The following is a 20,140-nucleotide window of genomic DNA, read 5'->3' on the forward strand; positions in this document are numbered from 1 at the left end:
ACCTGTGCGATCTCTGTGGGAGCGGGTTTACCCGCGAAAGGGCCAGAACAGGCAAAATCAATCTTCTTTCTTGCCCAGGGCAAACCGGCATACCTGCCCTCCCCTGAGCATGCACTCCTCATGGCTCACCTCGGCCCCACCCAAGGCCCCGATCAGCGCCAGGTCCAGCTCGCACACCACCGGGTGAGCCTTGGCCAGGTGATGGAACACGCAATTGTGCGCAACGATCTGCGGCTCGCCCCCCGAGCGGAAGAACACCTGTGCCTCGTACCCGGCATTGTTCATGTGCTCGACGATGCGTGCCTCATCCACCACTTGGTGCTCCAGGTCCGCCGCCAGCTTGCGCCCCAGCTGGCGCATCAGCGCCAGCAACGCCTCCTGCCCCAGCAAGCCGGCCACTTCCGCAATCAGCAGGTTGGCCAGCAACGGGTACTGCCGCGGGAACAGTTCGCGGGCCTGTTCGGTCAGCTCGTGCAGCTGCTCCGGGCGTCGCCCGGTGGGCCGGGTAGCGCCACGCTTGACCAGGCCGTCGCGCTCCAGCGCTGCCAGGTGCTGGCGCACCGCCGTGCGGGTGATTGCCAGGGCCTGCGCCAGGTCGTCGATGCTCATGCCGGCCGGCTGGAGCAGCAACGCATGGAGCAGGTCCTGTTGGGTACGGCCCAGGCCTTCGAGCATCAGAATTTGTCCGGGAACTGTTTGACCAACGCCGCAGCCAGAGCATCGGACAGGGTCAGGATATGCTCGCGCATCATCGCCCAGGTGCGCGCCTCGCCTACGTAGTCAGCGGCCGCCAACTGGTCGATCTGGGCCACGTGGTGTCCGCCGTGGGCGCTGAGCAGCGTCAGCAGGGTCGGCTCGGGCAGGTTCGGGTTGGCCTTGGCCAGAAACGCGGCGATGGCCTTGGCATTGCTGGTCAGCTCGTTGACCGCGGCTTGCTGGCCTTTTTTGTCCTTGGCCACGGTGGCGTCGCTGTAGTGCTTTATGGCGCCCCAGTGGCCGGCCAGCAGCTTCAGCAACTGATCGGCGGCAGGCTGGCCGTACAGCGGGGCAATGCTGTTGGCGATCCTGGTAGCGTCGGTGACCACTTCCTTGGCAGCGACTTCGGCCTCTTTGGCATTGCCGGCTTGATTGGCCACGGCATAGTTGCGCACCCAGAAGATGTGCTCGACCCAAAGGTCGCGCAGGGCCATGCGCGTGGTCATTGCAGCAGATTCGGCAGGTTTGGCGGCAGGGGTTTCGCTGGAGTAGGAGTAGCTTTGGCTCCATGCCGGCTGGGCGCACAGGGCGAGCAGCAGTAAGGCGGCAATCTTGATGTTCATGACGGCACCCTCCTGGAGGGGGATCGACTGACAAGATTAATTTAAGCATCAAAATATGTTTTTATTGGGGCTGAGCTGGGTTTCCGATCAGTGGTTTCCTGAGCTGGCCCCTTCGCAGCACAAGGCTGCTCCTACAGATACGGCGCCGTACCTGTAGGAGCAGCCTTGTGCTGCGAAGGGGCCGGACACAGGCAACAAAAAAGCCACGAGGTCTCCCCCGTGGCTTCTGTCACAACAATGGCCGCTTACAGCGCCATGTCGTTCTCAGGCTTGCTCTCGGCCGGCTGGCTCGGTGCAACAGTGGTGCCGACGCTTTCGTCGATCACCGGTGGCTTCTCGAGCTGCAGCACTTCAGCGGTGTAGTTCCACTCTTTCTGGGTGGCTGCCGCCGAGTCGTTCAGCTTGGTGCCGTAGCTTGGCACGATCTGCTTGATCTTGGCCTGCCACTCTGGGGTAGCGACCTTCTCCTTGAACACGGTTTCCAGCACGTTCAGCATGATCGGTGCAGCAGTCGAAGCACCTGGCGATGCACCCAGCAGGCCGGCAATGGTGCGGTCTTGCGAAGCGACCACCTCGGTGCCCAGCTTCAGCACGCCACCCTTCTCGGCATCACGCTTGATGATCTGCACGCGTTGGCCGGCCTGCCACAGGCGCCAGTCTTCCTTCTTGGCGTTCGGGAAGTAGGTACGCAGGGCTTCGAAGCGGTCGTCGTCAGACAGCATCAACTGGCCAGCGAGGTATTCCACCAGCGGGTACTGATCGATGCCGACCTTGGTCATCGGCCACACGTTGTGGGTGGTGGTGCTGCTCAGCAGGTCCAGGTACGAGCCGTTCTTCAGGAACTTGGTCGAGAAGGTGGCAAATGGGCCAAACAGGATCACGCGCTTGCCGTCCAGTACGCGGGTGTCCAGGTGCGGAACCGACATGGGTGGCGCACCGGTCGAGGCGATGCCGTAGGCCTTGGCCATGTGCTGCATGGCCACGGTCGGGTTCTCGGTCACCAGGAACGAGCCGCCTACTGGGAAGCCTGCGTATTCCTTGGCTTCAGGAATGCCCGACTTCTGCAGCAGCTTCAGCGCGCCGCCACCAGCACCGATGAACAGGAACTTGGCGTCGGTAGCCGATTCGCTACCGTCCTTCAGGTTCTTGTACTCAACGTGCCACGAGCCGTCCTTGTTGCGGGTGATGTCCTGCACTTCGCTGGACAGCTTCAGGTCGAAGTTTTCCTGGGTTTTCAGGTGGCCGACGAACTGGCGGGTGATCTCGCCGAAGTTGACGTCGGTGCCGATTGGCGTCCAGGTCACGGCCAGCTTCTGGTTCGGGTCGCGGCCTTCCATCATCAGCGGGACCCACTTGGCGATCTGCGCGTGGTCCTCGGAGTACTGCATCGGGCGGAACAGCGGGCTGGCCTGCAGCGCGTCGTAACGCTTCTTCAGGAACTTGATATTGTCATCGCCCCACACGAAGCTCATGTGCGGCGTGGTGTTGATGAACGAGTGCGGGTTCTTCAGCACGCCCTGGCGGACCTGCCACGACCAGAACTGGCGGGAGATCTGGAAGGCCTCGTTGATTTCGATGGCCTTGGCGATGTTGACGTTGCCGTCCTTGTCTTCCGGGGTGTAGTTCAGCTCGGCCAGCGCGGAGTGGCCGGTACCGGCGTTGTTCCAGCCGTTGGAGCTTTCTTCGGCCACGCCATCCAGGCGTTCGACCATTTCCATCGACCAGCTTGGCTCCAGCTCGTGCAGCCACACGGCCAGGGTCGAGCTCATGATGCCGCCGCCGACCAGCAGCACATCTACTTTCTTGGTTTCTGCGGCGTGCGCTTGCATGACGCTTGCAGCGACAGCCAGACCCAGCAAGGTCTTGCCAGCTTTCTTGAACATTGATCGATTCCAGTCAGGAGAACAGAGGGCGGGCCTGTGGCTGGCCCAGGTAAAGCATGTTCTGCAGCGCAGGCTTGTTGTTGATCATTGTTCAGCAGCCAGAGAACCAGAAAACGACTCGGCCTTTTGTCGAATTGACCGACAAGGCTGAATCGTTTTTCCGATTGTAACTTAAATGCCAGCACAAACAAATTGCCGGCCCGGGAGTCAAGGTGGCGGGTTGTCTCAGGCCTGTGCGCCCGTGTGGGAGCGGGCTTGCCCGAGAAAGGGGCGGCACAGGCCTGCGCAAATGCCATTCAAAAAACCGGTCACCCGATCGGAATTATTCGACTTACAGCCCCGCCCCACCGCTTTATCCTGCGCCCCAGACCCCGCCTCAATCCGATCAGAACAGGGCCGCCCATATGTCATTCAAACGCACCATCCACGCCGTCGACACCCACGCCGGCATCCCCATGCGCGTCATCACAGGCGGCGTACCGCACATACCCGGTGACAGCGTACACGCCAAGATGAAATGGCTCGAAACCAACGACGACCAGTTGCGCAAGCTGATGCTGCGTGAACCGCGCGGCTATCCGGCGCACTGCTGCAACATCATCGTCCCGCCAAGCCACCCCGAGGCCGACGCCGGCTACATCATCATGGAGCAGATAGAGTACCCGGTGATGTCCGGCAGCAATACCATCTCGGTGGCCACCGTGCTTTTGGAGATGGGCATGCTGCCGATGCAGGAGCCGCTCACCGAGCTGGTGCTGGAGGCCCCGGCCGGGCTGATCCGTATCAAGGCCCGATGCGAGGGCGGCAAGGTCAAGGCCGTCACCTTCCAGAACGTACCGGCGTTCGCCGCACACTTGGATGCCGAAATCGACGTACCGCACCTGGGCAAGGTGCGCGTGGACGTGGGCTGGGGCGGCATGTTCTATGTGATCGCCGACGTGCGCCAGTTCAAAGGCCTGCAACTGATCCCGCAGCACGGCGCCGAAATCGCCCGGGTATCGTCGATGATCCGCCAGGCGGCTATCGAGCAACTGCCGGTGGCACACCCCGACTACCCGGGCATCGGCATTACCATCTCGCAGCTATCCGGCCCCAGCGAAGACCCCAACGCCGACTGGAAGAACGCGGTGACCATGACCTGCGGCGAGTTCTCGTGGGACGACCCGGCCACCTGGACCGGGGCGCTGGACCGCTCCCCGTGCGGTACCGGCACCTCGGCGAAGATGGCCACCCTGCACGCCAAGGGCGAGCTGCCATTGCACCAGGACTTCCGCCATCAGGGCCTGCTCGGCAACATCTACACCGGCCGCCTGATCGATAAAACCAGCATCGGCGGCAACGAGGCCGTGGTACCAACCATCACCGGCAAAAGCTGGATCTACGGCCTGAACACCTTCGTGCTCGACCACGACGACCCGTTCCCCGAAGGCTTTACCATCGGTGATATCTGGGCCTGAACCCAGGCAGCGTTCAATGCACTGGTATCCGCGAGCCGGGCCTTCTGGCAAGACCTACATCTGAAGAGCCCACAAACAAAAACCCCCGGCCATGTAGATGACCGGGGGCCTTGGATCACGCCGCAAGCGTCGCGATCAGGGTACCGCCAAGATTACTGCTGCTGAGGCAGTTTATCGATCGGGCCGCAGCCACCGATGATCTTGGAGATGGAAACCGAAGGGTGGAACAGGTAGTCGTACGTGCAGTTTTTTGGCTGGTTGTAAACCTGGCCAGTGCAACCCGACAGCAGGGCAACACCCGAAACGACAGCAACGGCTACAGTAGCCTTGAACAGCTTTTTCATACTAAGTCCTTTAAATGAATCATCTTCGGCCATCGTCTGATGGCGCCGGGATGATACAGAACCCAGGCATCGGATCCAAGCCGCAAGGTGCACTGGCTAGTTGCACCTGTGCAACAATCGAGTGGCTCTGTATGAACTGTCCTAAGACATTACGGCTTTTTTACTCGACATTGCTGTGCGGCAGGCAATACTGCCGGCATTGTCCGCACGAGCTCAACTAATGCCGCTTCCAGCGTTGCGCTTCATAGCCTTCATTATTGGTGTATTCCTGATCACCTTGGCCGTCAGCATGGTAATCCCGATGCTGACACTGCTGCTGTACGACCGCAGCGATGATCTCGGCGCTTTCGTCTGGTCAAGCCTTATCGTGCTCTGCGCAGGCCTGGTCATGGTGGCCCGAGGCGCTCCCGGCGCACCGCAACTGCGCGCCAGGGACATGTACCTGCTTACAACGGCAAGCTGGGTTATCGTTTGCGCATTTGCGGCCTTGCCGATGGTGTTCATCCGGCACATCAGTTACACGGACGCGTTCTTCGAAACCATGTCAGGGATCACCACCACCGGCTCGACGGTACTGACCGGGCTGGACAATGCATCGCCCGGGTTGCTTATCTGGCGGTCTTTGCTGCACTGGCTGGGAGGCATCGGCTTTATCGGCATGGCTGTCGCGATCCTGCCCCTGCTGCGTGTAGGTGGCATGCGTCTGTTCCAGACCGAATCTTCGGATTGGTCAGACAAAGTGACACCCCGCTCGCATGTTGCGGCCAAGATGATCCTGATCATCTATGTGGGCCTGACAGTCTTGGGAACATGGGCGTTGTGGGCTGCCGGCATGACCCCGTTCGAAGCCATCAATCATTCGATGGCACTGATTTCAACCGGTGGTTTCTCTACCTCCGATGCCTCGCTGGGCCACTGGGGGCAGCCTGCGGTGCATTGGGTAGCCGTTGTCATCATGATCCTCGGCAGCCTCCCCTTCACCCTGTATGTGGCCACGCTGCGTGGCCATCGGCGCATCCTGTTCGATGACCATCAAGTCCGCGGTTTCATTGGCTTTCTCGTCTTCATCTGGCTCACGGTCGGAACCTGGCTCTGCTTGCACAGCGATCTGTCATGGTGGGATGCGTTCCGTATCGTGGCGGTCAACGTCACCTCCGTGGTGACCACCACGGGTATTGCCGTGGGCGACTACACGCTCTGGGGCAGCTTCGCCATCATGCTGTTCTTTTACCTGACGTTCGTCGGTGGCTGCTCGGGGTCTACCGCTGGAGGCCTGAAGATATTCCGTTTCCAGGTGGCCGCGGCCTTGCTTGTCAGCAGCCTGAAACAGTTGATCCATCCAAGGGCAACGATCTCGAAGAAATACAATGGGCACCCGATCGATGAAGAGATCGTGCGCTCACTGCTGACGTTTTCGTTCTTCTTCTCAGTCACCATCGCGGTCATCGCCCTTGGCCTCTCGCTGCTAGGGCTCGACTGGACAACGGCATTGAGCGGGGCCGCTACCGCCGTGTGCAACGTCGGCCCGGGGCTGGGAACGCTTATCGGTCCTGCGGGTAATTTCGCCTCGTTATCGGACGCTGCCAAATGGCTGCTAACTGTCGGCATGCTGCTTGGACGGCTCGAAATCCTGACCGTACTGGTACTCGTCTCTCCCGCTTTCTGGCGATTCTAGGCCAGAGGTTACCCGCCCATCTTCGCGCTCATTCACGGTCACGTCATAGCCTTGAGTAGCGGTTGTTCGGTAGACTACCGCACGGGTGCCAGCTGCACAGTGCAGTGGGGCAGGTTAAAGAACAGCGCAGGTCGGGCCGCCATGCGGGAGTACTTGCGCCTATGCAAAAAAAGGAATTGTCTCGCGCCCAGGAATTGGCCGAGCGTGCCTTCGCCAACCTTGAACGCTTTCTGCACATTGAAGCGGTCAGCGGCATCGTTCTACTGGTTGCAGCTATTGCTGCGCTTATCTGGGCCAACTCCCCGGCTGCCGAAAGCTACGACGCCCTTTGGCATACACCGTTGACGATCGGCGTGGGTTCGCTGATCTATTCGCAGTCGCTGCATTTCTGGATCAATGATGGCTTGATGACCATCTTCTTCCTTGTCGTGGGCATGGAGATCCGTCGCGAGATCCACGAGGGCGCACTGTCCAGCCTTCGGCAGGCCATGCTGCCCATGGCAGCCGCCATTGGCGGTGTAGCCGTACCCGCGCTCTTCTACCTGGGTTTTGGTCACGCTGCGGCGGAACAACAAGGCTGGGCCGTACCGACGGCTACGGATATCGCCTTTGCGGTAGGTGTCCTGGCGCTGCTCGGCAAGTCGATCCCGTCCAACGTCCGCGTGTTTCTGCTGGCCCTGGCCATCATCGATGACATCATCGCAGTGCTGATCATCGCGTTCTTCTATTCGGGCGGCCTCGATTACAGCGGTTTCGGGGTTGCGCTGATCGGCCTGCTGATGGTGATCGGGCTGCAGAAGATCGGAGTGGGTTCGGCCTACGCGTATATCATTCCCGGCTTTGTCACCTGGCTGGGCATCTTGTTGACCGGAGCCCACCCCACCCTCGCAGGCGTTGTGCTGGGCCTGATGACGCCAGTGGTCGCAATGCCGATGCGCGAGCGACCACTGGATGCAATCAGCCGATTCACCGGAGAGCTGCTGGGGCGCGCCAGGGCGCCCGAGCGCGATGCCAGCGACCTCATGGACCCGTTGAAGCGCCTGCGCCTGGCCCAGCGCGAACTGGTGCCGCCAGTGGTGCGCATGCAAGGCACCCTGCACCCTTGGGTAGCCTTCGGCATCATGCCGGTGTTTGCCTTGGCCAATGCCGGGGTAAATCTTTCGGGTGTCGATCTGTCCGCCGAAGCCCCACAGTGGGTCATGATTGCCGTCGCTGTCGCCCTGGTGGTTGGCAAACCCCTGGGTATCGTCAGCGTCAGCTGGCTGATGGTGCGCCTGGGCTGGTGCGCACTTCCTGCCGGGGTAAGCTGGCGCAGCGTGACCCTCGTCGGGCTGCTGGCAGGCATCGGTTTCACCATGTCGATCTTCATTGCCAATCTCGCCTTCGTCGACCCAGGCGCGCTGGGGGCCGCGAAACTTGGCGTGTTGTCCGCTTCGGTAACTGCGGCACTGCTTGGCCTGGCCTGGGGTGCACTCAGCATCCGTAAAGCGTCCGCCATGACCAAAGCAGGTTCGACAACCTAGAAAAACTGACGGGCGATCCACTTGTGCCAGACCTGCGGATCGCCCCTCCTGGCACGGCTACAACCTGGGTCGGGTAGGCCTGTTCGGCAAAACACGCCATACTCACGGCTTTCCAGGTCAGCCACGTGTGCACAATGCCCGAATCTGCCAGCCCTGAGCCTTCCTTCATCCGCCGCGCACGATGGCGAGAATGGCGCCAGCGACTGGCTTTCTGGATCGGTGCGCTTCTGGTGGGGCTTGTTGCGTTGGCATTCGCCTGGCTTGCCGATGCGGCGTTCGCTTCGTTCAAGCACCTTCTGGAATGGGCCCCGTGGTCGCCGTTACTCGTCACTCCACTTGGTTTCGCCCTCCTGGCCTACCTGACTCAACGATGGTTTGAAAGCGCCAGGGGCAGCGGTATACCCCAAGTCATTGCAGCCTTGGACATGTCTTCTGGCCGCCTGCGCGCCCGGCTGCTCTCGCTTCCCGTGGCTGCCGCTCGCATGACCCTGACGCTGGGTGCCCTGCTGGTCGGAGGGTCGGTCGGCCGGGAAGGCCCGACCGTCCACATCGGCGCTGCAGTGCTCTATACCTTCGGTCGACGTTTGGGTCTGCACGGCCGCCGCACCATCGCAGGCTTGATACTCGCCGGTGGGGCAGCAGGCATTGCGGCAGCCTTCAACACACCCTTGGCCGGGGTGGTGTTTGCCATTGAGGAATTGAGCCGCACGTTCGAACAACGCTTCAGTGGCCTGGTGCTAACGGCGGTGCTGATTGGGGGAGTCGTCACTCTGGGGTTGATGGGGCATTACGCCTATTTTGGAGAAATCAGCGGCCGGATGCCCGAGGGTTGGGGCTGGAGCGTCGTTCCCGCCTGCGCACTCCTGGGCGGATTGCTTGGTGGTTTCTACGCCAGGCTGGTGCTGCCCACCGACAAGGGCATGCTCGGCCGGATATCTGCGGTACGCGGGCGCAACCCCGTGCGCTTCGCTGCAAGCTGTGGGCTACTACTGGCCACGTTGGGCCTGATCTCTGGCAATCACGTATTCGGCACCGGGTACGAAGAAACCCGTGCGTTGCTGGAAGGTGAGCCGATCACGGATTCAAGCTTTCTGCTGTGGAAGTTTCTGGCCAATGTGGTCTCCTATCTCTCCGGGGTCCCTGGCGGGCTATTTTCGCCCTCGCTCAGCATCGGTGCTGCATTCGCGCTTCTGCTGGGCTTGCTACCAGATGTTGATCCTCAGGCATGCGCCCTGCTAGGAATGGGCGCATACCTGGCCGGGGTGACACGCTCACCGCTAACCGCCTCGGTCATCGTGCTCGAGCTGACACACAGCCCGGATCTGGCCATTCCCATGCTGGCGGCAACACTGATGGCATCAGCCATTTCTGGATGGGTGTCTCCGGCTTCTCTCTACCATGCCCTGGCGACGCAGATTACCGATAAGCTACATTCGTCGGCATCCTCCTCCACAGAACCCGCCAGCGTCCAGCCGACCGCTACTGAAAAAACTTGAGCAGCATCCATCCCCCCATGCAGAACATGACCAGATTTTCGGTAAGCGAAACTGCCCCGAGGGGAACCTTGCTGTTACCCCCTACACAGGCGCAGGTAAGCTCACGCTTCTGAATGTAAACGGCATAAAATACCGAAACCGCTCCCCCGCCTCCGAGCATCAGCGCCAACGGCCCGGACAACCACGCAAGCACCCCGGCAACCATCAGCAAGCCCACCAGCGCCTCGCCGTAGGGGTAAAGATAGGCATAAGGTACCCAGCGCCGAGCAAGCAGATCGTAGCCAAGGAACATATTGCTGAATGACTCGACGTCCTGAAGTTTGAGCATGGCTAGCAAAAACATGGTGATGGCCAGGAAGCCCTGTATCAGCCAAGGTGTGAAAAGCGTACCGTACGTCACCAGGGCCAAGGCGCTGGCCAACAGGAATGCAGCAACAAACACCGCCAGCACCGGACGGTAAGGGCTTCCTTTCGCGCTGCCTTTTCCAAGGTGCTGTCGTAACTCGTCATAGCCACCAATGTGTTGCTGGCCAATCCAGATCTGGGGCGTCGAATCAACATTTGACTTCTGCTTGAACTTCTCCGTTTCCTCCCGACTGGTGAGCCAATTATCCTCCACTGTATAGCCTGCCTTATTTAACAGATACTTCGACTTCGATCCAAATGGACAAAGATGCTCTGGCATGACCATGCGATAAAGTTCTGCTCTTTTTTTCACCTTGAGTTTTCTCCACCCTTCGCGGCGTGCTCACGAGTTTCGTGGTGCGGCACGTAGCCAAGATCTGGTCAGGTAACTCCAATTGCATCTGCAAGTAAGATTACGGACCGCTGTTCGGTAGAGCGGCTATCGGGATAGCACGTTTGGATCGATCGCCAGCAGTCCGATGAATGGCGCATAGCTGTAAGGGTGTACAACGCTTACAGCCATGCGCATCTAGCGCTTGCTTGCCATCACCCTGGAAATGACGTCAATAACCCGGTAAGCAAGACGCCCATCATGGCGCAAATCAAATGGCCATCATTTCAGAAGCGACTAATACTAAAGACTGATGTCAAGGTTTTGGGAGAGATTCGCATGCTACCGAGATACGTTATCGTCCCAGCTATACCCATTGAGAAAGAGATATTTCGCATCGGCTCCCGCTTTTACGCAGAGACTGTTCCTGGCGGCTTCGACATATATGACAATCAGAAAAAGGAACGTTTAAAGCCAACTTTCCCAACACGAGAGGCGGCAGAAATGGAATGTAAGAAAGAGAACTCCTGACAAAGGTTTGCACCTTAGTGGAGGGCTGAGCAAGAACGACGCAAGGAGTTTAACCCAGAAACGAAAAATCCCCGCAGACGCCAATCTGCGGGGCTTCATCTTGTATGGCGGAGAGATAGGGATTTGAACCCGCCCGAGGATCTCAATAGGCCTCCGGAGGCCAGCATAAACGGCTATTCTGGAGTTGTCGGATGGCCTGCATAGGCCTAAGACGCCCTAGGATTTGCCCTAATTGTGCCCTAAGAATTTATCACCCCTGGAGCATACGCATGAATGACCAAGCAAATTTTCTACGCAAGTCTAGCAGCGTAGAACGCTTGCAGTGACAGAGGAGGTTTAATTCGTCCGCCAAGAACTTCGAAAAGCTTACCTGACTTCAGAGACGAGGGCACCGATATGGCACGTCCGCCCGCCGCTTTTCTGCGGGAGTTAGTTTCCTCCAAAGCTCTGAGTAATATTACTTGGAAAAACCATAATTCATATTTCCCCCTAACCCATCTTCCCGAGCTAGACAAATCAAGAATCCGACGCCACTTAAGCATACCGGACACACTGGGAAGCTTACCGTTTGATGACACTTTCTTCTTAAACTCTTTGAAACCATCCTTGGTCACTTTAGGATCCCCCCCAACAAAGTAAACTATATCTTTGAGACCAGTAGTATTTCTCAAATTAGGCTTACAACCTTCTTCGCTAGCCGCCAAAATCCAGCTTACGAGGGATCGCACCTCAACATGGAACTTGCGAAGCCCTGTCTCGATATAGTTTTCTATCCGCGCAAATTCAGGATCAGCGCGAGAAACTCTCAACACATCCATGAGCAACACCCTAGCCGCCTCTGCTGACGTGAGCTCATTCTCCACCGAATAACTATCTGTTAGGTAGGTATACTGATCCAAAGCAGCCTGCGTCCCTAGATAGTCATCGTAGTCACGATCAATAAAGAAAAGGCAACCATCCAATAAATACCCATCCGACTTAATAGAGTCTCTTACCTCAACCACATTACCCTTACCACCGCAATCATAAATATGCACCTCCTTGCCAGCAATTATGCGCCTTGCTTCAGGCATATAAAATAGACTATCTTCCTCCCCTTCGAAAAAGAAATGAAATGTTTCCTGACGAGGATCATATAGAATTCTAAATTGATGCAACGCTACAATATCAGACTTCGCTTCCTCTGCTAGGTAAGTGGCGTAATCCTCCATATCACTCACCTCCAACAGACGCAGAGGTTTTTAAACGAAGATCAATCGCCGAGCCTTTCAATTCATTTTGATAAATAAACGGACTGTGAGTAACCGAAAATATAAAGCTACAACGAGGTGATTTGAGAATATCCGTCAGAAATCTTTTTTGCCATGGCACAGAAAGTGAAAGCTCAGGCTCATCGATGATGACAATCTGCCCCTCCGCATCATCCAAATATAGATGAGAGAAAAGAGACACAACTTGCTTTTCACCGGATGAAAGCATACTCAGCTCAAGTGGACGACCCGCTTCGTCAATGATCTCGACAGTAAACTTTGTATCATCATAAACCAGCTCTTTCCCCGGCCGCAGATATGCATTACACACATCAACGAATGCAATTATCTCTTTCTCTTGAAGTGATATATCAGCACTAGCACTCATCAAGCGCGAAAAATAGTGAGCCAAGTACAGATCATTGACTTCGAGGTCGAGACGCCGTTTTCCTTGCATATCGAGAATTTTAGTTCGGAGAAGATTTTTTTCTTCAGCCGACAGCACTTGCTCACTCACCCTGCCTAGAATCACAGCAAGAGCGTTCTCATCCAAATCGGAAATCTGAGAAGGTGAGTATTGATCCGCGGTTCCTCTAATAACGTCACGCAGATATAATCCGGACAAATCATTAAACTGAGCTAACGAGTAGTCACGCAGAAAACGAGTTTTCGAATCAATATTAGACTTCACGTCTTCCATGCCAAAGCTAACAAGATCTACATAGTGACTTGCGGATCTAGCGACTTTGAAGGGAGACGAACTACTCCCCGTTGCCCTGACACGCTCGTCCAAATCAGGAAAAATATCACGCAGGTCCTTTTCAATACGCCTATATGTTGGCAAATATAGTGTCCTGCCAGGCATTTTTGCGGCTAATTTTTTATCCACGTCCCCACGGGGTGATGCAAACAATTCTTCGTCACCCAGATTCGAAAGTCGCCGACGAATCGAAAATTGCAGTTGTCGCATTTCATCGGGCGCCACTCCCAAGTATGCAGCAATCTCATTTCGTTTTTTCGACGTGAGTCTTGGGCTGACCATTTCCTCAATCAGCCCAACACTACGAAGCCGATCTAGCAGAATAGCCACTCGGGAATGGGGATTTATATCACGAAAAACCTTATCCAATTGGGATAGGCCCAAGATATCTGCACGAAGAGCTCTTATTTCCTCCTCACCAAACCACAGTGCAACCTCGGTAAAATCATACTCACCTAGTCGAGCCCACTGCCTTGATATAAAAAAGTAAAAAATATTTGTAACGCAGCTTTTACCAATTCCATTTGGGCCAACTAAAATTAGAGCGTCTGACCCCAAGGGTAAATCCACATCGCGACTACCAAAAAGACCTTTAACTTGAAACCTCGTAGGCTTTTCCACGTTCCCTTCCTTGCGTCGTTTCTTCAATCGTATTTTCTGAAAGGTATGCAGCTCAATCCAGCCTACCCCCACCTTTCGGTGACGATATCACATTGTCATCACGAGTTGTGGAGGTGCCCGAGTAGCCCTGATGCGGCCCGCCTTGATCGCCTTGTGTACAAAAGACGGCTGGAAGCCTCGGCTGCACTGACTCACCCATCAACCAAGGGAAGAGATTTGAGCCCTTACGCGATACCTCAGCAGCCTGCCGTAAGCCAGTAGAACCAGATATGCTAACGCCATCGGTAGGTCCGCTTAGGCCTAAAGCGCTATTTGACTTGCCCTAAACTTTCCCTACCGAACTTAGACCCCGCCTGTAGCGTAGTTACGGATGAGTGAGCTTCCAACACAGCACACATTCTTGAGCTGCTGCTCTTCACGCATATCGTCATGAGAGCAGCGCTGGAAGAGCTGTCTCTCTGGGTATCAACACGTACTTACTAGCTGGCCCTACATCTCCGTCGAAGTAGTGCGCTGGTTTCAATATTTACAACTAGAAAAGCTGCTGCAGCTCTGAAGGCTGCCAGTTCATGATCACGAGTTCGCCGGTCACCTCCGCCTTGCACTGCCGCTGGTTCGTGTTGCTGTAGCGGATAGCCGAGGTAAGTCACGCCATCAGGGAGCTCTTCCGGTTTGATCAGGCCCAGGTCAACACGGCGGGTATTCAACTGCTTGAGTACCGCATCGTTACTCTGGAAGGCATCCTGCGCCTCCGCGCTCAGTACCGCGACGTTGACCGAACGGCCAGAGTCCTTGGCGATCAGGCGCCGCCATTGACGCATGTTGGCGATAGGATCGGACCCGGCAGCGTTCCAGCGGCCACTGGCCAAGGCGACCTTGTGAGTGTCTTCCATCAGGAAGTCGATGGTGTCATCAACCCCATCCCCAACCACACGGATTCGGCCAGTAGTCAGCGCCTGAGAGCACATCCATTCCTCGCGACGAATGATCTCGCCCTCAAGCTCCACCAGGTCACGGCCAAGCCGCTCGCCTGCTCGTTCAAGTGCGGTGCGCGTCGAGAACGGGGTTTCACCTGCCCCACGCTTCAGGATCTGCTCTGCCCGGGTGACACGCTTGGGCTGAATGTAAGGTGGCTGGTAGGTGGACGAGGCGAAGCCAGCACGCTGCGACACACTGCCAGGGAGGGTTGGGTGAACAAAGGGCGCCATCTTGCGCTGCCCCTTCACGATGTCGATTGTCACGGTTTCACACCCAGTTGCGCGAAAGCCCAGCCAGTGCAACAAGCGCGGAGGTGGCGGCATGACGACCAAAGCCCCCCGAAGCTGCCTTGTGCACGGCCCTTCTGGCTGCGGCAAGACTACCAATGCTCAGGCCATCGCGAAGGCACTCGGCCTGCGCGACGTCCTAGATAACTGGACACCGGGCAAGCCCGCTCCACTGCTCAATACGCTGGTATTGAGCAGTGAGTGCGATCCGATCTGGCATTTCAAAGCCCGTGCAATGACCTTCGACCAGGCGATGCAGATCGCACGTCAACAGGGGACAGTTGTATGACAGCTGCCCAACAGATCGTCATTGCCGAAGCGCAGCAGCAGCCCCTCCCCTTTTCACGTGATCTGTACCAGCGGGAGGCCGCATGAGCCCGCACCACCATGATTGGTACATGAGCGAGGCCGACGACGGCGGCCTGTATCACTGCCGGAAGTGCAGGCGGACCCATGATGGCTCAGTCCCAGAAGCTCACGGCTGTCCGGTGTCAAACGCCGAGCACAATGCAGCCGCTTGGCTCGGCCAGGCCGGGCTGTATCGCACTCGGTTTGACGCCGTGCGCAATTTCGAGCAGTCCGTCACGCCGGTATCCGCCAACGAACTGTTTGAGCTGGCCAGCAAACAGGTTCTCAGCCAGCTCAACGAGATCGAACGCCTGGATCGCCAAACGGCACGCGAGGTGCAGCTATGAACGACACCAATCGAATGGTTAGCGTGCCCAGTGAGTTACTGGAGCAAGCTCTTGACGCAGCAGCAGCTGTTGGCATGCAGGACGTAGCTGCCGAGCTGGATCGCATCCTAACTTCAACAACTGCAGAATCCGCCGAGCTAGTCAACGTGCTGCCAACAGTGGCTGTCGAGGGCGACCAACTGGTTATCCGCATCACCACCGAGTGCCTTTGGCACGCAGTCACTTGCGCACCGGAATGGCCGGTCGACTACAAGGGCGATCCGATCAGCATCCAGCACGGTACCTTATTGATACAGGAAATCATCCACGAACTGCAGCGTGAGGACGAGCAAGGAACCAACCAGATGCACCGTTTGCTTGACCAAGCCGCGCTGGACGCTATCAACAATGGCAGCGAGCCGGTGAGTTATGACTGATCGCATCCGCCCCCCCATGGCCTCACACAGCCTCGACCTTCCCGCCATCTGCGATGTGTGCGGCAAAGGCAGGTCGACGCGGCGACACCAGCGGTGCAGCCGAATCCGGCAACAGCGCGAGAGCGGCAAATGGGAATCGTACATGGCCAATGTGGCCGGGAAAAATCGTAAGCAGGCGCAGCACATGCGACCACTTCGGTAAGTCGGAGACTACTCAATGGCAAAGCCACAAGTTAAACCCATCCACGAAGCAAACAAACAGCCGACCGAAGCGGTTCAACTTCTCATCACCCCTGCCGTATGGATTCGGAAGGAGTTGTTATTCCCGGTCTTCGGATTGAGCACTGAGGCCGTACGCAAATATCGCGACCGTGGAATCTGGCTGGAAGAGAAACAATGGCGTACCGACCCAGCCAACGTCATTGTCTACAACCGTGTTGAAATCGAAAATTGGATGGCCGGCCGTCCATGAGTGTGAAACTCCCTGCAGGTGTCGACTCCCTACCAACGGGCGTCGACATCAATGGCAACCTCCTTCGGATCGCCTTCATGTACGAAGGTGAACGCCGCCGCGAGCCTCTACGCAATGTCGCAAAGATCAACAAAACTGCCATCGCCTATGCGGATAACAAGCGCAGAACCATTCTTGCCGAGATTAAGGAAAACCGCTTCGACTATGCGGCGCACTTTCCCGACTCGGTTTGGCTTAAGGCTAGACAAGAACTACCGAACGAGCCCGCCAAAAGAACTGTAGACGAAGGGATAGCCCAGTGGCTTGACGTTGACAAGGTCAAAAAAGCCCACAGTACGTATATAAACTATAAGAGCAAGTCCGAACACGTCAGGAAAAAGTTTACCGGCAGAACAATCGCAAGCATCCCCAAGAGCGAACTTGAATTATTCCAAGCCGAGCTACTTACAAATGGCCTCAAACCGTAAACCGTAAACCGTAAACCGTAAACCGTAAACCGTAAACCGTAAACCGTAAACCGTAAACCGTAAACCGTAAACCGTAAACGACATTTTCACAATAATAAGGGGGGTGTGGGGGGATGCGTTCAGCGATGAGATCATCAAGCTGAACCCTTTGGAGCGAATCGAGAATATCCAATCTGACAGCGATAGCGAATTTGCCGACCCATTCACCAGGAGCGAGATCGAGCGGATAGCCACCGCCGATCCGGAGCGAATGGCAGACAGCCGGATGATCGTCTTCAACTGTTGGGCCGGGCTGTCTCTGTCCAAATTGATTGCGGCCGGTGTAGAGGACGTCGACCTGGTGGCCGGCACTCTGACAATCCGGCGCGCCCTGGTCGCTGGGGAATTCAAGGTACCGAAGGAACGCTCGCGCATTCGAACGGTGGAGCTGATCGCGCCGGCCCTGGAGCTGCTGACCATGATCGTGGCGGACGCAAAGGATGCCGAACCTACGCACATCACTGTTGTGCAGCGAGACAACATCACGAAGAAGCATGAGCGTGTCCGCTTCCTATTCCGCAGCTCCACTAGCGGCCTGCTATGGAACGGCAAGACCGTCAGCAATTGGTTCACCTCCCACCTTGAGAAAGCAGGCATTCGCCATCGAGGTGCCAACCAGGCACGTCATACGTTCGCGAGCCAAGCACTGTCGAGCTACGTCCCGATTGAATGGGTCGCCCGCCAACTTGGCCACAGCGACACGACCATGGTGCGTAAGCACTACGGCCGCTGGATCTCTAAAGACACCAAAAGCATGGCGGATATTGTCTCCCGGATGATGGGATTTGCACTCACTTAGGGCTGCTCTGGATCAGCTGTCTCACGGGAAGAAATCTCACTTATCAACTGCTTCAAAGATTCTTCAGTATGAAAAGGCGGAGGCAACCGTTTAAGGAAGCCTTCCTCCAAAATATCAAAGTCAATTACTGGAAAGCCTTTTGCCTCGAAATAACCATCCAAAGCATTTTCAACCTCCAACACTGCTGCGTAAATCGAACCAATAACATCATCAATACACTTTAGGGCCTGTTCCGTCCGCCTATAAACCGCAAGAATCCTACCAGGCTCCACAACAGAAACCACTCGTGGGAAATCCACTTTAAAATTTCTACCTAAACTTGATGAATTCAAAGTATCGCGATAACCTGAATATGTCCTATTGCGACCCTTCATGTTATCAAACAATGCTTCATAATTATGACTGGCATTTAAAACAGCATGCACAGCAGTTTTAGCCTTCACTGCCAACAAATAATCTAAAATCTCAAGACCGACAACACCAGTCTCTTTTGCTGTTTCAGGCAGTTCAAGAACAGCAAGAAACCTAAACTCATGATCCTTGAACTTGTCAATTGAATTCTTCTTTATTGCTAGCAAATACTGAATTCTTCTGAGAAACTCCAGCTTTGTCATTGAAAGAATTCGATAGCCATCTCGAACCTCCTTACTTTTCTCCTTATACCCTTGGAAATAAAAAGCCGCATACGCACCTGCGATAGCACCTCCAAAACCTGTGGAGGCCGGCCCAACAACGTCCTTTAGTAAAGAAATTGTATTCTTATCGAGCCATGCCGCAGCATCGGGGGAAAAAGAAAGAAACACTAACGAAAACTGGAGAGCTAAATATAGCCCAGAAAAACCCCTATGAAGACATTCCACATATATACACCTTAGACCTGTGTCCTTTCAATCGAGTGCATGTAATTGCAACTTCACGCGCGACGAGAACAGTCTATAAACCGATCAGTAATCTATTCAACGCTGCCCTAGGCTGAGATCCACCACCGAGGCGCCATCCGGGCTCGCCCTAAGTTTGCGTGCCAAGCAAGATCGAGCTAGGGACCGTTTGAGCGGGTTGCCCGCGTACTCGGCCACAGGTATACAACCACAGTGAGCAAGCACTGCGGCCGCCAATGTCTAAGGACACCAAGAGCCTAGCTGTGATGGTCTCGAATATGATTGGACTTCTAATCAGTAGGCCCCAGTGATTAAATCCTCGGAGCCATACAGATCAAATCATTGAGCCAAGAGAACTATACAGGCACCCTCATGGTTCTCGATGATTTTACCAGCCTGAGAGTTGGCAAACGTGTGCATATAGGCATGATGCACAGTCAGTACTAGCTCCTGTAGGTCTTGGTCATCCTCGAGCTTTTCGACTTTCAGCCCGAAGCCTATTGCATCTTCGATGTGGAAATGGCGAGAGTGTGTTTTGGTTCCAGCATGATCATTGAGTGCCGCGACAATTCGATCAGCTTTTTCCACTGCGTGAGAATCGTCTTTGAACATTCCGGAAATCAACCACCCCTTGACGATCGCACCAGCCAACTCAATCGCCTTTTCGCACTCGCCCAAAAACGAAGGATGGTATTTGCTTACCACCGTTTGCCAAATCGGGGTTGTTGCCGGATCTGCCTTAACAGCCTCAATTGCTTTCTCAAACTCTTCTAAGACGCCATAAGCCGGGATACCACCAAACTGAGGATCGAACGGCCCTATATTAGATTGCTTACCCATCACTATGGGAGAGCAGGCGCATGCGATCATCGTGCCGGCAGACATGGATATCTGCGGAATAATTGCACGTATGTCCGTCCCGAACATTTGGCGCAAATAATGGACTATTGACTCAGCCGCCGATAAATCCCCACCAGGAGTGTGAAGTATCAAGTCCAATCCACGGTCGCGGTCAAGCCCATGAATAGCATTCATCAAGCCATTTTTGTCATCATCATTGACATGACCAAAAGCGTAGCCTGGCTTTTGCAGAAAGCCCGAATAATAAGCGATGACATTACGCTGCGTTTTTTGCTGCAACAAGCCCAGATATTTCTTTCTTACAATATCAATACCGCTTTGACCACCTTGCTGGGCAACGATGATTTCTTCTAAAACTTGAGTCCAATTTGGCATGTCATCATCCATAAAAAAGCCCGGAAAACCGGGCTTTCAAACAACAAGATAATTACTTGTTGTCGACTTTCTTGATTACGTTATTCGCAGAGGTGTTAGACGAATAACTAACATTCACGTCAGTCAGGATCGAGCATTTTTTGAACTGACGAGCGTAGGCCATAGCACCAGGGTACTGCGTACCAGGGTGGGGATTCACGCCCAAAAGTGCGAAACCGGCTTCGAAATCAGTGCGATTGGTCTGCATGCTCTGCTCCAGTGAGGTTCCCACCACGGGA

The 20,140-nt window shown here is 55.8% G+C and carries 22 protein-coding genes and 2 pseudogenes; 12 read left to right on the top strand and 12 right to left on the bottom strand.

Annotated elements, in window-relative coordinates; translation table 11 throughout:
• Positions 1–57: 57 nt before the first annotated feature.
• The 3 genes from E5221_RS21065 to mqo form a co-directional block, all read right to left on the bottom strand.
• The gene (locus tag E5221_RS21065) at positions 58–675 is read right to left on the bottom strand and encodes a MarR family transcriptional regulator (protein WP_013973785.1); all 618 of its coding nucleotides are present in this window, start codon (positions 673–675) and stop codon (positions 58–60) included.
• Positions 675–1,319, bottom strand: coding sequence for a hypothetical protein (locus E5221_RS21070; RefSeq protein WP_013973786.1), 645 nt, complete (start codon positions 1,317–1,319; stop codon positions 675–677). Before E5221_RS21070 ends, E5221_RS21065 begins: the two co-directional genes overlap by 1 nt.
• Before the next feature lie 245 nt (positions 1,320–1,564).
• A complete protein-coding gene (gene mqo, locus E5221_RS21075) occupies positions 1,565–3,202 on the bottom strand; it encodes a malate dehydrogenase (quinone) (protein WP_247846405.1) in 1,638 nt (545 codons plus the stop codon).
• A 404-nt stretch (positions 3,203–3,606) separates the two neighbouring features.
• Between mqo and E5221_RS21080 the strand changes: the two genes are divergently transcribed.
• Positions 3,607–4,659, top strand: a complete 1,053-nt coding sequence (locus E5221_RS21080; protein ID WP_061552680.1) for a proline racemase family protein — start codon at positions 3,607–3,609, stop codon at positions 4,657–4,659.
• 152 nt (positions 4,660–4,811) lie between these two features.
• On the opposite strand, the gene E5221_RS21085 is transcribed toward E5221_RS21080, so the two are convergent.
• Entirely contained in the window at positions 4,812–5,003 is a 192-nt protein-coding gene (locus tag E5221_RS21085) for a YhfL family protein (protein WP_003254720.1), read from the bottom strand.
• A gap of 220 nt (positions 5,004–5,223) precedes the next feature.
• Between E5221_RS21085 and E5221_RS21090 the strand changes: the two genes are divergently transcribed.
• The 3 genes from E5221_RS21090 to E5221_RS21100 all read left to right on the top strand — a co-directional run bounded on the left by E5221_RS21090 (position 5,224) and on the right by E5221_RS21100 (position 9,697).
• A complete protein-coding gene (locus E5221_RS21090) occupies positions 5,224–6,678 on the top strand; it encodes a TrkH family potassium uptake protein (RefSeq protein WP_023660685.1) in 1,455 nt (484 codons plus the stop codon).
• A 161-nt stretch (positions 6,679–6,839) separates the two neighbouring features.
• The gene (gene nhaA / locus E5221_RS21095; RefSeq protein WP_247846407.1) at positions 6,840–8,201 is read left to right on the top strand and encodes a Na+/H+ antiporter NhaA; all 1,362 of its coding nucleotides are present in this window, start codon (positions 6,840–6,842) and stop codon (positions 8,199–8,201) included.
• A 134-nt stretch (positions 8,202–8,335) separates the two neighbouring features.
• Positions 8,336–9,697, top strand: coding sequence for a chloride channel protein (locus tag E5221_RS21100; RefSeq protein WP_247846409.1), 1,362 nt, complete (start codon positions 8,336–8,338; stop codon positions 9,695–9,697).
• Here E5221_RS21100 and E5221_RS21105 read toward each other — a convergent pair.
• The gene (locus tag E5221_RS21105; RefSeq protein ID WP_247846411.1) at positions 9,681–10,415 is read right to left on the bottom strand and encodes a MauE/DoxX family redox-associated membrane protein; all 735 of its coding nucleotides are present in this window, start codon (positions 10,413–10,415) and stop codon (positions 9,681–9,683) included. The two genes, E5221_RS21100 and E5221_RS21105, sit on opposite strands and share 17 nt — an antisense overlap.
• A gap of 357 nt (positions 10,416–10,772) precedes the next feature.
• Between E5221_RS21105 and E5221_RS21110 the strand changes: the two genes are divergently transcribed.
• Positions 10,773–10,964 (top strand): hypothetical protein, encoded by a 192-nt coding sequence (locus E5221_RS21110; RefSeq protein ID WP_247847757.1) that lies wholly within the window; start codon positions 10,773–10,775, stop codon positions 10,962–10,964.
• A gap of 290 nt (positions 10,965–11,254) precedes the next feature.
• Here the strand turns inward: E5221_RS21110 and E5221_RS21115 are convergent, their stop codons facing one another.
• From E5221_RS21115 to E5221_RS21130, 4 genes and pseudogenes are all read right to left on the bottom strand, one after another.
• Positions 11,255–12,175 (bottom strand): DUF4435 domain-containing protein, encoded by a 921-nt coding sequence (locus E5221_RS21115; RefSeq protein ID WP_247846412.1) that lies wholly within the window; start codon positions 12,173–12,175, stop codon positions 11,255–11,257.
• Position 12,176: 1 nt separating this feature from the next.
• Positions 12,177–13,595 (bottom strand): AAA family ATPase, encoded by a 1,419-nt coding sequence (locus E5221_RS21120; RefSeq protein ID WP_247846414.1) that lies wholly within the window; start codon positions 13,593–13,595, stop codon positions 12,177–12,179.
• A 532-nt stretch (positions 13,596–14,127) separates the two neighbouring features.
• Positions 14,128–14,229, bottom strand: a pseudogene (locus tag E5221_RS21125) (DNA adenine methylase); the annotation flags it as partial.
• 43 nt (positions 14,230–14,272) lie between these two features.
• Positions 14,273–14,896: pseudogene (locus tag E5221_RS21130) on the bottom strand (major capsid protein); the annotation flags it as partial.
• Between E5221_RS21130 and E5221_RS21135 the strand changes: the two are divergent.
• The 7 genes from E5221_RS21135 (at position 14,895) to E5221_RS21165 (ending at position 17,748) form a co-directional block, all read left to right on the top strand.
• The gene (locus E5221_RS21135; RefSeq protein WP_197864569.1) at positions 14,895–15,149 is read left to right on the top strand and encodes an AAA family ATPase; all 255 of its coding nucleotides are present in this window, start codon (positions 14,895–14,897) and stop codon (positions 15,147–15,149) included. The pseudogene E5221_RS21130 and the gene E5221_RS21135 sit on opposite strands and share 2 nt — an antisense overlap.
• An 82-nt stretch (positions 15,150–15,231) precedes the next feature.
• Positions 15,232–15,555, top strand: coding sequence for a hypothetical protein (locus E5221_RS21140; protein ID WP_247846416.1), 324 nt, complete (start codon positions 15,232–15,234; stop codon positions 15,553–15,555).
• Positions 15,552–15,971 (top strand): hypothetical protein, encoded by a 420-nt coding sequence (locus E5221_RS21145; protein ID WP_247846418.1) that lies wholly within the window; start codon positions 15,552–15,554, stop codon positions 15,969–15,971. The genes E5221_RS21140 and E5221_RS21145 overlap by 4 nt, the downstream gene beginning before the upstream one ends.
• Positions 15,964–16,173 carry a hypothetical protein gene (locus E5221_RS21150; protein WP_247846419.1) on the top strand — a complete coding sequence of 70 codons (210 nt, stop codon included), beginning with the start codon at positions 15,964–15,966 and terminating at the stop codon, positions 16,171–16,173. Before E5221_RS21145 ends, E5221_RS21150 begins: the two co-directional genes overlap by 8 nt.
• A 15-nt stretch (positions 16,174–16,188) precedes the next feature.
• On the top strand, positions 16,189–16,443 hold the full coding sequence (locus tag E5221_RS21155) for a hypothetical protein (protein WP_033741372.1): 255 nt from the start codon (positions 16,189–16,191) through the stop codon (positions 16,441–16,443).
• The gene (locus E5221_RS21160; protein WP_247846420.1) at positions 16,440–16,910 is read left to right on the top strand and encodes a DUF3596 domain-containing protein; all 471 of its coding nucleotides are present in this window, start codon (positions 16,440–16,442) and stop codon (positions 16,908–16,910) included. The genes E5221_RS21155 and E5221_RS21160 overlap by 4 nt, the downstream gene beginning before the upstream one ends.
• Positions 16,911–17,058: 148 nt before the next feature.
• Positions 17,059–17,748 carry a tyrosine-type recombinase/integrase gene (locus E5221_RS21165; RefSeq protein WP_247846422.1) on the top strand — a complete coding sequence of 230 codons (690 nt, stop codon included), beginning with the start codon at positions 17,059–17,061 and terminating at the stop codon, positions 17,746–17,748.
• Here E5221_RS21165 and E5221_RS21170 read toward each other — a convergent pair.
• The 3 genes from E5221_RS21170 to E5221_RS21180 form a co-directional block, all read right to left on the bottom strand.
• Entirely contained in the window at positions 17,745–18,608 is an 864-nt protein-coding gene (locus E5221_RS21170) for a hypothetical protein (protein ID WP_247846423.1), read from the bottom strand. The two genes, E5221_RS21165 and E5221_RS21170, sit on opposite strands and share 4 nt — an antisense overlap.
• A gap of 357 nt (positions 18,609–18,965) precedes the next feature.
• Entirely contained in the window at positions 18,966–19,862 is an 897-nt protein-coding gene (locus tag E5221_RS21175) for a S49 family peptidase (RefSeq protein ID WP_247846425.1), read from the bottom strand.
• Between the two features lie 52 nt (positions 19,863–19,914).
• Positions 19,915–20,109, bottom strand: coding sequence for a hypothetical protein (locus E5221_RS21180; RefSeq protein ID WP_247846426.1), 195 nt, complete (start codon positions 20,107–20,109; stop codon positions 19,915–19,917).
• Positions 20,110–20,140: the final 31 nt, after the last annotated feature.

It is taken from the genome of Pseudomonas sp. A2 (genome assembly GCF_023100865.1).
Taxonomy (GTDB): domain Bacteria; phylum Pseudomonadota; class Gammaproteobacteria; order Pseudomonadales; family Pseudomonadaceae; genus Aquipseudomonas; species Aquipseudomonas asiatica.

What these genes read in the sequence shown, in the direction of transcription:
- E5221_RS21065 (WP_013973785.1), bottom strand. Translation starts at nt 675, where the DNA reads ATGCTCGAAGGCCTGGGCCGTACCCAACAGGACCTGCTCCATGCGTTG.
- E5221_RS21070 (WP_013973786.1), bottom strand. Translation starts at nt 1,319, where the DNA reads ATGAACATCAAGATTGCCGCCTTACTGCTGCTCGCCCTGTGCGCCCAG.
- mqo (WP_247846405.1), bottom strand. Translation starts at nt 3,202, where the DNA reads ATGTTCAAGAAAGCTGGCAAGACCTTGCTGGGTCTGGCTGTCGCTGCA.
- E5221_RS21080 (WP_061552680.1), top strand. Translation starts at nt 3,607, where the DNA reads ATGTCATTCAAACGCACCATCCACGCCGTCGACACCCACGCCGGCATC.
- E5221_RS21085 (WP_003254720.1), bottom strand. Translation starts at nt 5,003, where the DNA reads ATGAAAAAGCTGTTCAAGGCTACTGTAGCCGTTGCTGTCGTTTCGGGT.
- E5221_RS21090 (WP_023660685.1), top strand. Translation starts at nt 5,224, where the DNA reads ATGCCGCTTCCAGCGTTGCGCTTCATAGCCTTCATTATTGGTGTATTC.
- nhaA (WP_247846407.1), top strand. Translation starts at nt 6,840, where the DNA reads ATGCAAAAAAAGGAATTGTCTCGCGCCCAGGAATTGGCCGAGCGTGCC.
- E5221_RS21100 (WP_247846409.1), top strand. Translation starts at nt 8,336, where the DNA reads ATGCCCGAATCTGCCAGCCCTGAGCCTTCCTTCATCCGCCGCGCACGA.
- E5221_RS21110 (WP_247847757.1), top strand. Translation starts at nt 10,773, where the DNA reads ATGCTACCGAGATACGTTATCGTCCCAGCTATACCCATTGAGAAAGAG.
- E5221_RS21115 (WP_247846412.1), bottom strand. Translation starts at nt 12,175, where the DNA reads ATGGAGGATTACGCCACTTACCTAGCAGAGGAAGCGAAGTCTGATATT.
- E5221_RS21135 (WP_197864569.1), top strand. Translation starts at nt 14,895, where the DNA reads ATGACGACCAAAGCCCCCCGAAGCTGCCTTGTGCACGGCCCTTCTGGC.
- E5221_RS21140 (WP_247846416.1), top strand. Translation starts at nt 15,232, where the DNA reads ATGAGCCCGCACCACCATGATTGGTACATGAGCGAGGCCGACGACGGC.
- E5221_RS21145 (WP_247846418.1), top strand. Translation starts at nt 15,552, where the DNA reads ATGAACGACACCAATCGAATGGTTAGCGTGCCCAGTGAGTTACTGGAG.
- E5221_RS21150 (WP_247846419.1), top strand. Translation starts at nt 15,964, where the DNA reads ATGACTGATCGCATCCGCCCCCCCATGGCCTCACACAGCCTCGACCTT.
- E5221_RS21155 (WP_033741372.1), top strand. Translation starts at nt 16,189, where the DNA reads ATGGCAAAGCCACAAGTTAAACCCATCCACGAAGCAAACAAACAGCCG.
- E5221_RS21160 (WP_247846420.1), top strand. Translation starts at nt 16,440, where the DNA reads ATGAGTGTGAAACTCCCTGCAGGTGTCGACTCCCTACCAACGGGCGTC.
- E5221_RS21175 (WP_247846425.1), bottom strand. Translation starts at nt 19,862, where the DNA reads ATGCCAAATTGGACTCAAGTTTTAGAAGAAATCATCGTTGCCCAGCAA.
- E5221_RS21180 (WP_247846426.1), bottom strand. Translation starts at nt 20,109, where the DNA reads ATGCAGACCAATCGCACTGATTTCGAAGCCGGTTTCGCACTTTTGGGC.